9 protein-coding genes and 1 pseudogene are annotated in these 12698 nt (G+C 58.5%); 3 read left to right on the top strand and 7 right to left on the bottom strand.

The features are described 5' to 3' along the window. Positions 1-556 precede the first annotated feature (556 nt). The 5 genes and pseudogenes from IVB01_RS04535 to IVB01_RS04515 form a co-directional block, all read right to left on the bottom strand. Positions 557-776 (bottom strand): annotated as a pseudogene (locus tag IVB01_RS04535) (DDE-type integrase/transposase/recombinase); the annotation flags it as partial. Continuing rightward, a complete protein-coding gene (locus IVB01_RS04530; RefSeq protein WP_247333111.1) occupies positions 752-1027 on the bottom strand; it encodes a hypothetical protein in 276 nt (91 codons plus the stop codon). The pseudogene IVB01_RS04535 and the gene IVB01_RS04530, both read right to left, overlap by 25 nt. Positions 1028-1852: 825 nt before the next feature. Beyond that, complete coding sequence (locus IVB01_RS04525) at positions 1853-2431, bottom strand: aminodeoxychorismate/anthranilate synthase component II (protein WP_247494262.1); 579 nt, start codon at positions 2429-2431, stop codon at positions 1853-1855. Beyond that, entirely contained in the window at positions 2428-3822 is a 1395-nt protein-coding gene (pabB, locus tag IVB01_RS04520; RefSeq protein ID WP_247333106.1) for an aminodeoxychorismate synthase component I, read from the bottom strand. The genes IVB01_RS04525 and pabB overlap by 4 nt, the downstream gene beginning before the upstream one ends. A 97-nt stretch (positions 3823-3919) precedes the next feature. Then, positions 3920-4246 (bottom strand): Dabb family protein, encoded by a 327-nt coding sequence (locus IVB01_RS04515; protein ID WP_247333274.1) that lies wholly within the window; start codon positions 4244-4246, stop codon positions 3920-3922. 1509 nt (positions 4247-5755) lie between these two features. On the opposite strand from IVB01_RS04515, the gene panB reads away from it, so the two are divergent. The 3 genes from panB (at position 5756) to IVB01_RS04500 (ending at position 9738) form a co-directional block, all read left to right on the top strand. Continuing rightward, positions 5756-6628 (top strand): 3-methyl-2-oxobutanoate hydroxymethyltransferase, encoded by an 873-nt coding sequence (gene panB / locus IVB01_RS04510; RefSeq protein WP_247302516.1) that lies wholly within the window; start codon positions 5756-5758, stop codon positions 6626-6628. A gap of 14 nt (positions 6629-6642) precedes the next feature. Beyond that, positions 6643-7494 (top strand): pantoate--beta-alanine ligase, encoded by an 852-nt coding sequence (gene panC / locus IVB01_RS04505; RefSeq protein WP_247333104.1) that lies wholly within the window; start codon positions 6643-6645, stop codon positions 7492-7494. Between the two features lie 1107 nt (positions 7495-8601). After that, the gene (locus IVB01_RS04500; RefSeq protein ID WP_247302590.1) at positions 8602-9738 is read left to right on the top strand and encodes an MFS transporter; all 1137 of its coding nucleotides are present in this window, start codon (positions 8602-8604) and stop codon (positions 9736-9738) included. Between the two features lie 811 nt (positions 9739-10549). Here IVB01_RS04500 and IVB01_RS04495 read toward each other — a convergent pair. Continuing rightward, positions 10550-11383: an effector protein NopP gene (locus IVB01_RS04495; RefSeq protein WP_275974762.1), complete on the bottom strand. Its 834-nt coding sequence runs from the start codon at positions 11381-11383 to the stop codon at positions 10550-10552. 1027 nt (positions 11384-12410) lie between these two features. Next, the coding region (locus tag IVB01_RS04490) for a transposase (protein ID WP_247448942.1) at positions 12411-12698 on the bottom strand (288 nt) is incomplete at its 5' end.

Genomic DNA, 12698 nt, shown 5'->3' with positions numbered 1-12698 from the left:
TCCCAAAGCGGAAAAGGTCTAATTCGCTGCCCTGATAGGTGGTGGTTTGAGCGAGCTCCGGCTTATCCGCAGCAGGTTATGCCAACCAACCTCGCGCTCGGGTACCTCGAGCGCATCCTATGTGCTCGACGAGATCGTCCAGCTGCCCGCAAGGCCAAGGCTGCCAAGCGCCCGCCGACCCGGTTGCTGAAGAAGCGGGGCTGCGGGCCCAGGCGCATGACCACGACAAATTGCGGGCGCGGCAAAGACCCAGATGCCGCAAGTCGAGCATCGCTGGCACAAGGGGCTGACGATCGCGTTGAGCATTCGCATGTGCCGCTGCGAAAACGGGAACGAATCGTGCAGGGCTTCCGAACCACCGGTTTGCAACGGTTCGTGTCGCACTTCCCAGCCTCGCGAATCGAAGCATATCGCGGCCATCGCCACTGCGCGCAAGCCGAGAGGGCGGGAGCTGCATACACAGCAGCGACTTCCCCATGGCGGACTCGGCCCGGCAAGACGAAGGTTGTGGAAAAGGCGGCATTCTGAGCCGATAGGGCTATTCTACAACATCCGTCTGCATCGGCTTGCCTGGCGGGATGTAGTGCCATTCGATCCCGTGATCCTTCATGCAAGGATGGCGTTCGAGGTGAATTCGGTGCGTGGTCGGAGACGATGATGCCTGGCTTGCCGCGCTGGGCGATCAGTTCCGTCAGCTCGCGAGCAACCCGATGGCCGGAATCGAGGTGTCCGGGATCGCGGCATTCGCGCGTCACGTCGTCGACGATGTTGAGCAAAGCGTTGCTGCCGGCATTGTCAGCAGTGTTAGCATCCGCTCGTTCCACTTCTGCGGCCCAAAGGCGTCATTGAGCACCTTCTTCGCCGGCGCCCAATGAGCTGCAAGTATGACATGCGCCGAGCGAATCTCCTCTGAACCAATCCGAACGCCGCATACACCGCCCTCTTGAAGAATCAACGAGGTGACGGCCGCGCCCCGATCGACAACTCCGCCGCGCACGCGAATGCTTTGGGCGACCGGATTAGCCATGACCTCCGTCATTCTGCCCGAGAATGCAGCAAGACCAGAACTTGCGCGTGCACTGTTCGCCGCTGGGCACGTCGAGGTTATGGTCAGGGCTCTCCAAAAGAGGCTCAATGTTGACTAGCGCGAACTGGGTTCGGGAGCACAAAAGGCCCAACTGGCCTCGCTGGCGGGCTCCTGCACGCGGTTGTGATGAGCATTGAGGAAGCCGTGTGATGTAGTTCACAAGCGGCAGGTATCACCAGGGATAGCGTGCGCGCCTCAACTGGAGGGAATCGCCATGCAATTTAATTGGACAACCTCTCGAATGCTCGCTCTGACGGCCGTTGTTTTGGTGGCGGCTGGCACCACTATGGCAATCGGTACTCCTCGCGCACTCTTTGAGCCGACTTTGGGACAAGATTGGCAATGCAGCCGAACCATGCTGCTCGTGACCACTTGTTCACACAGCGCAAAACCAGGGTGAGCCGGCCGCTCCCTGTGCCGTTCCTGATCGGAACGGTATCGCCAATGTGCGGAAGCGAACAGAACAGCCGTTTGACCTGTGAGTAAGCTCGCGCTCGCTTGGCCTTCTAAGGTTCAAGCGCCTCCAGCGGCCCCGGCCTCCGCGACCCCAAAAGCCCCATGGCCAGGGCCGTCTTTAAGGCTACCGATGGCCCATGCCGCCGATGGACCCTTCGACATTCAAATGGAAATTTCCGAACCTCGGCGCCGAGCCGGCCACAGACGCCTCAAACGAACCGCGGCTCGATGTCCGACAGCCGCATGTCGTCGGGCCAGCGATCGACCGGAAGCGCCACGCTATGGCTGCACCAGTCCTCTACGGCCGCCTTAAGAAAGCTCTGCAAGCCGTAGGAAGTTTGCGAACAGTACGTCCCCTTGTGGGGTGAGTATCGACTCCGGATGGAACTGCACGCCATATGTTGGTTGATCGCGATGGGCGAGGGCCATGAGTTCTCCATCATCCGAGAGCGCTGTCACCGTGAGGTGACGGGCAGATGACGCATCCAATTCGACGATAAGCGAATGGTAGCGCCCCACACAAAGTGGAGACGGTAGTTCTTTGAAAAGCCCGCCGCCTTCATGTGTGACATACGAGGACCGACCGTGCATAGGACGACGTGCGCGCGTTACGCGTGCGCCGAATACGGTCCCAATACACTGGTGTCCGAGACAAATCCCGAGAATTGGCACCTGACCCGAAAGTTCACGAACGACGGCTGTCGATATTCCAGCCTCAATTGGAGTGCAAGGACCGGGGGAGATGACAACCGCGCGGGGCCTGAGGTCAGCAAGTTCGCCCACATCCATCGCGTCGTTCCGGACGACACGTGTTGCTGCACCAAGCTTGCGAAAATATCGCGCAATGTTGAAGACAAAAGAGTCGTAGTTGTCGATAATGACAATCAAGATGCACCGGCGTCTTCAGCAATGAATGCGCGAAAAATGCGCTCTGCTTTTGCAAGGCTCTCCTCATATTCGGCGGCCGGATCGGACATTGCCGTTATCCCGGCACCTGCATGGAAGACGGCCTGGCCGTCGTCGATCGTTACGGTGCGAATGGCAATATTTACATCCATAAGTCCATTGAATCCTATGTAGCCTATGGCCCCGCAATACACCTCTCGCGACACACGTTCGATATCCAGGATAATTTCCATCGAGCGTACCTTGGGAGCTCCGGTAACTGAGCCGCCGGGAAAGCAGGCCCTAAGTAGGCCCACGGCATCCTCTCCCTGTGCTAGCTCACCCGTAACGATGGACACGAGATGGTGCACCGAGGCATAGGACTCGAGATTGCACAAGGACAGGACGTGGACTGATTCAGGCCTGCAAACGCGCGAGAGATCATTGCGCAGGAGGTCGACGATCATGGTGTTCTCGGCGCGGTCTTTTTCCGAACCTAGCAGCGTCTCAGCGCGACGCCGGTCTTCCTCGCAATCAGCAGAACGCGCCACCGTCCCCTTGATAGGTCGCGTTTCGACCTGTCGCCCGTGAAGCTTTAGGAAACGCTCGGGCGAGCTCGATGCAATGGTGAGCTTGCCATACCGAAGAAGGGCGGCAAAGGGAGCCGGATTCATTTTCCGCAGCTGACAATAGAAGGCTATCGGATCGAACGAGTTCGCCAGGCGGGCGCTGAAGCGCTGCGCAATGTTGACCTGGAAGGCGTCACCCGACAGAATGAGATCAATCACGCGCTGTACCGCCGCGATGTATCCCTGGCGACTGAAGTTTGAATGCCATGAGCCGGCCTCGCCTGGTGTAAAATCAGGAGGAGGGGCTGAGACTGTAAGCAGCCCAACAAATTCTTCGGCTCTTTGGCGAGCTCTCTCACGCCGGCGAGCTGGATCCTGCTCCGGCCACCCGGTAGAAAGGATCCAGCATCTATTATGGCGGTGATCGAAGCTTATCACGACGTCGTAAAGATGTAGGAGTGCCTGAGGCAAGCGATGCCCCCCGATGGTCGGCACCGGCAATCGCTCCAGCGTCCTGTTCAGCTCGTATCCAAAAAAGCCGGCGGCGCCGCCCTGGAATGCCGGGAGATCGGCGCGATGTATTTGCGGATAGTTGGCTAGCAGAGCGCGAAGTGCCGCCCACGGATCGCCCACAATGGACTCTCCGTTGCAAATACCTCTCCCGTCCGCGATTATGTAAGTGCTGAAGGGATCGCACGTCACATACGAGTACTGCCCGAGCACCGCGTGTCTCGATGCGCTATCCAGGAACGTGAGGTGCCTCCGATGCGAGAGGCGTCGCATGGCTGTGACGGGCTCAATCCACTGCAGTTCCAATACGTGCATTAGTCTGTCGCTCAGCGATACATGGTCGATTGTAATCCCGTCCGGCGAAGGCGAGCCTCATGGGCACCCAAAAACCCCTACGTGCCTGCCAGGTTAATTACGCTTGCGGGTAGGGCCTGCCAAATGGCTCCGCATCTGTTGACATGCTGTAATCGGCCGCGAGACGTAGCTCTCGGAGCGGCCTGACCTGCCGGATCGATTCCTGGTAAAGCTCGTGCGCTTTATAGGCTTCGAGTTCGACTTCGTTGTCGAATTCACCGTAGACGATCACGTCAATTTCGTTGCCAAGCCGGTCACTCTTACGGTTGCGAGCGACCTCAAGCCGGCGTGCGTGCGGGATTTTGGCGAGAACGGAAAGGCCGTCGACTATTTTGTCGACATGCGCCTTATCTTTTGCGGTGAAGAATACGATGTGTCGAATCATAGATGACCGTCGGTAATCGCGAACATTGCGGTTTGACCTCGCACAAAGCGACAGAAGCCTCATCGCAAAGTCTGCAAGGCTCGCGCAGCCGCTCAGATGCCACTGCACGGCAGGCTCCCTGCACGATCGCGCTGGCCGGTGTTTAGCTCGAGTCTTCCTCCGCTATTACGCAAGGTAGACAGTCTCTGAGACGAATTTCTGCATCGAAGTAAGGAACCGCCTGATCATCAGTCGCTAGGACAACTTTCAGTGGATGTCCGACGGTCATTAGCTTCGCGCGGATCTCGTGCATGAAACGGTCTCACTTGCAGGATCGCCGCATAAGAACTGCAGCAAAATGCGTTCTTTCGTTGAATACAGGCTGGTCATAAAACAGAAGGGGGAAGGCCGCCGCCAGCCCCCGAAGCGTTGACATCGACACGTGACTTCAAGGTTGAATCCGCTCTTTGGCTGATCATCGCAGAGAGATCGATCGTGAAACTCTTTCATCGCGGAACGTGGCGATAGTCTCAGCCATACATGGCGCCTGGGAGGAGCTTATCGTCTCGGCCGGACGGCAAGCGCACCGGCGCCTCAGGTCAGCGACGCCTCTAAGCGGCTCGCCTGACAAGTCTGTACGCTCGGGTTATCCACACGCCATCGAATTAGCGGCGGCAGACGCGCGTCTGCATAGCTTTCACGATCTGCTGCGCTGGAAAGCACTCCCATGCTTGCATTTGACGAAGGCGAGGGCGGTCACTCCGAGCTCGTTTGAAGAATTTCATCGCGGAATTACGCCCAGACGCAATTTTCGGCCGACAGGCAGGTGTTCATCGAACCAACCGATCGCGATATGCCGCTACAACAGAGGGTGAGCGCGAGGCCTGTTTCGGGAGCTGGAAAATGCCGAGTATCCTGGAGAAGGGATTGGAGCAGGGCATGGTACGCAATTTCTATCAGCTCCGTATGGGGAAGTATGCCGGAGCGTTGATTCAGCGCAGCAGGTGTGAGCGGCAACAGATCCTCTGGCTACAGTTGAACTTGATGAGGCTCGGAAACGAACTTGCTCCGGTAGAGTATTGCCTCCGTGGCAAAGCCAGCCAGTCCGACACGCACGAGATGCGGTTAAGACAATGCCGCACGCAAATTGCGTCAGAATGATCCCATCGGCGCGTCCTGACGCCCAGCGTGACGCAAGGCGCTTCCAAATGACAATTTCAATCTGGGGAGTTCTTGCTTGATGGTCGCGCGACCATTGGATTCTTTATGCACGCGCCTGCTACTTTGGAGACGTATGTTTCCGTTTCACGGTTGACAGTTTTCATTCGTCCGCCATAGAAAAAGGGTGGTCCCGCGGGCTCAATGGCTTCGGTCGCAAGAATCGGATTACCGTTCGGCTAGCATATTCGGTGACGCGGGGACTTCGTGAGGGCGATGGCTTCAAAATCGTAGGCGACACAGGTGAGATCAAATCAGTATCGCTTCGAGCTGCGAAATCGACCTGAGGCCATCTGACGGAACGGATCGAAAATGAGCCACGCTTCGGAAGTGTCAGTTGAGCGGATCACGATTCCAATCCTGCAGCGATGGAAGCAGGAGCGGCGGCGTGTCGCCATGACCACCGCCTACGATGCGGTTACGGCAGGCATCGCTGACCCCATCGTCGACATCATTCTTGTCGGCGACAGTGTTGGCAATGTCTGCCTCGGTTTCGACAACACGTTGCCAGTCAGCATGGCGATGATGAACCATCATCTCGAAGCTGTTGCGCGCACAAGGCCCCGTGCCCTGCTCGTGGCCGATATGCCGTTTCTTAGCTTTCACCTCAGTCCGGAGGAGACGATACGCAACGCCGGAGGATTCCTGCAGCGAGGCGCAGATGCAGTGAAACTCGAGGGCGGAGCCAAGCGCGTGGAAATCGTGCGTGCCCTGGTCGATTGCGAAATTCCCGTCATGGGCCATCTCGGCCTCACCCCGCAGAGCGTCAATATCATGGGGGGATTCAAGGTGCAGGGCCGAAAAGCCGATGACGCTTTGCGGCTCCTTGATGACGCTCACCGTCTGCAGGAGGCCGGATGCTTCGCGTTGGTGCTTGAAGGCATTCCGGCCGAGCTAGCCCAGCGAGCGACCGAATCGCTGTCGATACCAACTATTGGAATCGGCGCGGGTCCCGGGTGCTCGGGCCAAGTGCTCGTATTCCATGACGTGCTGGGGCTGACCGAAGGTCATCGGCCCAAATTTGTTCGCGCCTATGCAGATGGTTTTCAGCTGTTGCAGGACGCGCTGTCGCGCTGGGCTACCGATGTCCGCAGTGGAGCGTTCCCGGCGCCGCAAGAGTCCTATCGGCTTCCTGAAAGCCTGGGTAACATCATCGCAAACTGGGCTCCTCCCAACCCAACCTGATGTAAGGTGCTACGATGCAGACGATTACGACGGTCGCTGAGCTTCGTAGTGAGCTCGCGAAGGCTTGCAGCGCGGGCAAACGCGTCGGGCTCGTGCCGACAATGGGCTATTTGCACGATGGCCATCTGGCCCTGGTTAAGGCGAGCCGAGCGCAATGCGACGTCACCGTCGTTAGCATCTTCGTCAATCCGACTCAGTTCGGACCAAACGAGGATCTCAGCAGCTATCCTCGCGATTTCCTGCGCGATGAAAAACTGTGCCGCGATGCCGGTGTTGCGATTGTCTTCGCGCCGGGTGCACAGGAAGTCTACCCGGCTCAATTCGAGACCTTCGTCGAACCGGGCGAATTGGCTAAGCCACTATGCGGGGCTTTCAGGCGTGGGCATTTTCGCGGCGTCGCAACCGTCGTATGCAAGCTGTTCAACATGGTGCATCCGGACGTCGTGTTTTTCGGGCAAAAGGATTTTCAGCAATGCGCGGTCGTGCGTCGCATGGCAACTGATCTCAATCTTCCCATCGAGATCGTCACCGTGCCAACCGTTCGGGAACCGGACGGGCTCGCGATGAGCAGTCGCAATCGGTATCTCAGCGAGGAAGAACGTCGACGAGCCGTTGCCATCAGTCGTGGGCTGTTCGCCGCGGCGGATGAGTTCCGCTCAGGAGTGCGCGAGGTGGACAAGCTGATTGCGATCGCCGAGCGGCATCTTGAGACAGTTGATCGGCTGCAATACCTTGAACTTGTCGATGGTGATACGCTCAAGCGCGCCGCGAGTCCGCTGCGGCTTCCGGCGGCGCTCTGTGCCGCAGCCTACGTCGGTTCGACCCGGCTGATCGACAACGTACTGCTCGCGTTGCCAACTCTGTAGCGCAATTCAGAACCAAATCGATAAACTGTTTTCTTTTTATCCGTTTCGCCCGCGTCGTCGGTGCCTGGGAGTTCCGACGCAGCCGCCCCTCGCGCTTCGCCGCGGCAAGATTTGTCGGCGGGGTAGGGCGAAGTGGTCGAAACTAATGCGCACGTAGCCCGCGTCGACAAGGGCTTCCGCAATCAATTCCGACTGAAAATGACGCACGACTTCTGGGGCAGGGCGTATTCGCCGATCTTGCACTGCTGCTTCTTGAAGTAGGGAATAGGCGCGTAACCGAACACCGGACAGGCGATCCGGACGGAGTTCGATGCATTTGGCGACCGTGTCTAGCACTACAGTCGCAATTTTCGGGGTGGTTCTGACTCTATGGGCGACCATGATTCGGCATTTGATGATTGGTGGAGCGCCGGCCGAAGATACGCGACGCCGTGGGCTTCTTTGTTGGAGTCGTCAATGGCGAGCCGTGAGTCTACCAGGCACATAAGCTGCGTGCCTTCCATGATCAAAGTGTTTATGTCGGCGTCTACACCGCGCTGTCGGTTGCCACAACGTTTTGGCAGGCTACGCAAGCCCAGAGTAACCGGGTTGCAAACCCATCGCCTCGCATTGAGACCGATTGCGATCGGCAGATGGAATTTCATCTTGTTGTCAGCTTTGCGACTGAGCCATATTGATTTGTCGCGGATATGACTACGGGAGGCGAGGCCGCGTTGAAGGGCGCCACGGCGCAGTCTCGGCGCGCACTCGGGTGGTTCGTGCTCCTTCAGTGCGCGACCGCGCTCATCAATCAGCAAGTAACAAGCTTGTTGAGAGCCCCCAACGCTCCATGCCTAGCCGGCACAGTTGCCCGATCGTATCGAGTTCGGATCGAGACGTCACGTGCGTTTTCGCGGTGGCATCGTATTTGCTATCAAAGATGTCGTCGCGGATCGAACTAGAAGAGTGACGATCGACGCGATCCGATATCACGCGCTGAACGTCCGGCATGGCGGATTGCGCCAACAAACGATGTCCTCTCGACCGCCGAACCTGCGCACTCTCTGTCGCTCGGGAGTCCGCCGCTGGTACAGCGCCCGCGGGTCGTCTATCAATAAGGTCCCTGTCATGGCGTCTGCTGGTCAACCATCCTCTCGGTTAGCAACGTGTCTTGCATTCTTCGTTCCCGGGGTCGGCTTCGGGGTCTGGGCCCCGCTCGTACCATTTGCAAAAGACCGGCTGGCGGTCGATGACGGCGTGCTTGGCCTACTACTGCTCTGCCTGGGTGCTGGATCCATCATCGCGATGCTTCTGACCGGTGTTTTGAGCGCCCGCTACGGCGTCAGGCTGATCATTCTTGTGGGTGGGCTTAGTCTCGCGATCGTCCTGCCGTGCCTCACGATAGCTAGCAAGTTGGCGCTCGGCGTCGCGCTATTCGCCTTAGGCGCCTCGATAGGCTCGATTAGCGTGGCCGCGAACATTCATGCGATCGAGGTGGAGCGCACGGCGGAGTGCCCGCTGATGTCCAGCTTCCACGCTCAATTCAGCATCGGGGGACTTGTGGGGTCTGCAGCCATGACCGCTTTTCTCTCGCTGCAGATTGATGCATTTGTTTCGACTGTGGTCTGCTCGGGATTGATAGTGATAGCGATCATGCTGGCGTGGCCGCGATTGGTGCCAACGGCGCAGGCGGACCAGGGACCGTCGTTCGTTCTGCCGCGTTCCATCGTGCTCCTTCTAGCCGCGATTGCGGCGATCGCCTTCCTTATCGAAGGCGCGATGCTCGATTGGGCTGCGTTGTTGGTCGTCGGCGCTGGTCTTGCTCCAAAGACGCAGAGCGGCTTAGCGTATGTACTGTTCTCCATAGCCATGACGGTGGGACGCCTTGCTGGCGACGCCGTCGTCGAACGCGCGGGGGACCGCGCGACACTTATGTTCGGAAGTCTACTGGCCTTGGCCGGTTTCGGAGCTCTGCTGGCCGCACCGGTAGCCGTCATCGCCATGGCCGGCTTGCTGCTCATTGGTCTTGGCCTATCGAATGTCGCCCCGATTCTGTTCCGGCGCGCCGGCACGCAGGAGGCGATGCCCGTTGGTCCGGCGATTGCCGCGATCATGACGGTTGGCTATGCCGGAATTCTCATTGGACCGGCTGGTATGGGGTTACTGGCCAAGTACGTGGGACTGCCGGCCGCATTTGGGGTCCTAGCCGGGCTCATGTGCCTCGTCGTGCTCTTGGCGCCCATCGTGACGGCGAACACACGGTGAATGCGTTTGAAAGGTGACAGAGCGGCACCTGGTGCGCAAGAGAAGCTTCGATCGCGGCTTGTCTCTGATCGAGCAGACGGCAATGAGTTGGCTAGCTGATATCTGCCTGGCGCCGATGATCGGCTACTTTTTGCTGGTCCCAAAGCGGTGCGCTTCTCCGGAAGTGATTCAGGCCCGGCGATTGGTGGTCCGCGCTCTTCCAGAGATCTGCCTTCATGCCTACGATGGGTCGCTTGCTGCGCTTGCTGTTCGCCCAATCATTGCTTCATCCCAGGCTTCTATACCTGAGTGAATGCGCGCTTTCGGCTGTTCGCAAGCTCGAGTTTTCAACCCGATTGCGCAAAGCGGATGTTCGCCGAGCAGACGTTGATGCCTAAGGGACTTGGAAACACCGGTGTCTGGTATCTCGCAGCCCATGGACAGGTTTGTGCGGTGGCCTCGGACGGCAGACTTTCGCCCGCTGGAAACCGCAGCAGTTCAAGGCGTAAGGTCGGCGGCAGCGGCGCAGAGCTTAGCGCCAGGATCAGAGCGCATGGCTGCTGTGGCTCAATTCGCTCGACATCTCTCCTGATTTGGTGTCTTCGACTTGGCCGAGACACCTTATCTCCCTCAGATTGGCGCATCAAACGGCGAAATCACTTCGGACCGGCCTGATGGTGAACATTGGTGCCTTGTTACTAAGCACCTCGCGGATCCAGTCGAATTGTCGGTTTCGCTCGGCTGAGGCTTGACCTTTTCCGCAGCGGTCCGTTTGCCTTCGCTCCTTGCTCCACCGCCTGCCCAAACACATGAATGCCAGCGGATCTGGGCATTACATGAAGTCACCATCCTCTTCGGAATCTGCTGCAACCTCAGTATCACTGTCGACCTTGGAGAGATAAAGCTGAGATTTAGTTGCGCGCTGCCATTCACCAAGGCTGTTTTTTGTCCACTGGGCGGACTGAGTGGGGTCAAGTACCATGTCGTCCTCATCCACTTCAACGAAGCCCATTGTCTTTGCGCGGGCCTTCGCTTCTGCATTAGCAGGACGCCAGTTCACCAATGGTCGTTCGCCGTCTTGCCGAAGTTGATGTTCGAGCAGAATATCGCCGGCGTTTGCGACAAGCGGATGAGCAACCTGAAAATCCACAATTGAGGTGACTTCACTTCGTCCAGGGAACTGTTCTCGCCACTTATCGCTTTCGAACTCAGTCATGTTGAATCCGGCCTCCGTTCTTTGGAGGCCGACGCTCACATTTCCTAATTGGTAGCTGTAATATCGGGCGTCTTCTGAATCTCTTCTGATACCGTATTCCTTAGCGACCTCTGCTGTGCGCTTAGCTCTTGCGGATACAAATTCCGAGTACTCGTGTGGATTGTTGGCGATGCGGTTGATTGCGTCGCCATGAAAGGTCCTCACTTCAGTCCTGAACGTAGCTCTGTCGATCTCGACCACAGGAGGTTTCCGAACGAGGGAATAACTCGGTTGCGAAGGTGAGCTGCCAGCAGACTCCTGCAATCGCGTTCTAGCGAACGCATCGGCGAAGCCCTGGCTTTCGGCACCCGCTTCCTCAGCGTTGGCTGCCCGATGATATCTTTCTTCGGCCGGAATATCGGGCCAATTGTTAACTCGACCGTACATGACGACTGCACCTGGATCATACATCTTGCATTGTTTCAGGTCGTTAGACCTTACCCGCTTGATAGACAGCTTAGCTGTCCGTGAGCTGACGCCAGCGCATAAAGGAAAAATCCCGCCACGCCTTTGGGCAGCTCGACCGCGTATCGTCGAGGCGTTGCGCGATGCAGGCTTCCACGTTATCCACCCAGAACGAGGCGCGGAGGTGCCGGACTGGTGCAAGCGGCGCGTGGCAAGGGGAACACGATGCGGGACACTCGGACCCGCCGAGGCGTCGAGCGCGCCGCGAGGAAAGCGACTTCCACCGCCCGAGCGTCTCGTGCGCTGGATGGCTTGCTCGACCTGGTGGCACTCCCAGTCCGAGGCAGCGAACTGCACGCAGTGTCGACCGGATATTCGGGTGGGCGCGTGGCGCGCAACGCGATCGCGAGAGTGACTCCGGATGACGTCACCTGCTACGTGGCACTGCCGTTCGACGAGCGCCTGATCGGCGGTTGGCGCAGGAAGGGGCGCGCCGCGCCCGAACTCATGGAAGCTCCGCCTTCCGAAGCCGAGTCGGAAAGACAGGCAGCCCGAGCTGAGCCATCGACTACATGCCCGCGGCTCGTCTTCCGGTCTCGAGCCAGCTCTGCTGGGATTATTGGCGGACGACGGTCTGGCCGCCGGCGAAGTGGTAGATTGCCTGAGCGCAAACGCAGCTCTTGTGCTCGCCGAAGCGCTCTCGCGGAAGCCGCGCATGCTCGTGGCGATCGCCTTCGCGACCAAGATGGCTCGGACGATTTGGGCATGGCCAATCGGAAGGTGGATTATCGGGAACCCAGCGCAGGCAGTGACGGCATCATGACGAATGCGGCACGAAAGAGCCTGATGTTGGTGAAGGGTGCGAGCAGGAGACGACCCTAATGGGCGGAACGATCGAACAGATCTGGATCAGGAAAACCAGTTAGAGCCGAAAGCGCCGAGGTGCTCGGAGATGAGAATTGGACTTGATCCGCGGATCACCATACCGGCCAGCGGCTTCTGAGAGCCTGACTCAAAAAGCGCGTGGACGCTATCAAGATCTGGCTAAACGGCGAATTAGGAGCCTTAGATGGGCGGCGAGCAGCCAAGCGAGCTCGGTAGCGGCAGAGCCTTCGAAGTCTTTGGACAGGCGCCGGCATCTTCCGAACCATGCAAAGGTGCGCTCGACGACCCAGCGCCTGGGCAGGAGCTGGAAACCTTTGACGCCGTGCGGTCGCTCGAGGATCTCGATTGTCCAGGGCCCGCAGTCTGAGAGTGCGTTGACGAGCTGTTTGCCGCGATAGATTCGGTCGGCAAAGACATGCTGAAGCCTCGGAAAGCG

Source organism: Bradyrhizobium sp. 164, from assembly GCF_023073715.1.
In the GTDB taxonomy this organism is placed as follows: Bacteria; Pseudomonadota; Alphaproteobacteria; order Rhizobiales; family Xanthobacteraceae; genus Bradyrhizobium.
This window is presented reverse-complemented; position numbering and strand designations above follow the sequence as displayed.

What these genes read in the sequence shown, in the direction of transcription:
- IVB01_RS04530 (WP_247333111.1), bottom strand. Translation starts at nt 1,027, where the DNA reads ATGGCTAATCCGGTCGCCCAAAGCATTCGCGTGCGCGGCGGAGTTGTC.
- pabB (WP_247333106.1), bottom strand. Translation starts at nt 3,822, where the DNA reads ATGCACGTATTGGAACTGCAGTGGATTGAGCCCGTCACAGCCATGCGA.
- IVB01_RS04515 (WP_247333274.1), bottom strand. Translation starts at nt 4,246, where the DNA reads ATGATTCGACACATCGTATTCTTCACCGCAAAAGATAAGGCGCATGTC.
- panB (WP_247302516.1), top strand. Translation starts at nt 5,756, where the DNA reads ATGAGCCACGCTTCGGAAGTGTCAGTTGAGCGGATCACGATTCCAATC.
- panC (WP_247333104.1), top strand. Translation starts at nt 6,643, where the DNA reads ATGCAGACGATTACGACGGTCGCTGAGCTTCGTAGTGAGCTCGCGAAG.
- IVB01_RS04500 (WP_247302590.1), top strand. Translation starts at nt 8,602, where the DNA reads ATGGCGTCTGCTGGTCAACCATCCTCTCGGTTAGCAACGTGTCTTGCA.
- IVB01_RS04495 (WP_275974762.1), bottom strand. Translation starts at nt 11,383, where the DNA reads ATGTATGATCCAGGTGCAGTCGTCATGTACGGTCGAGTTAACAATTGG.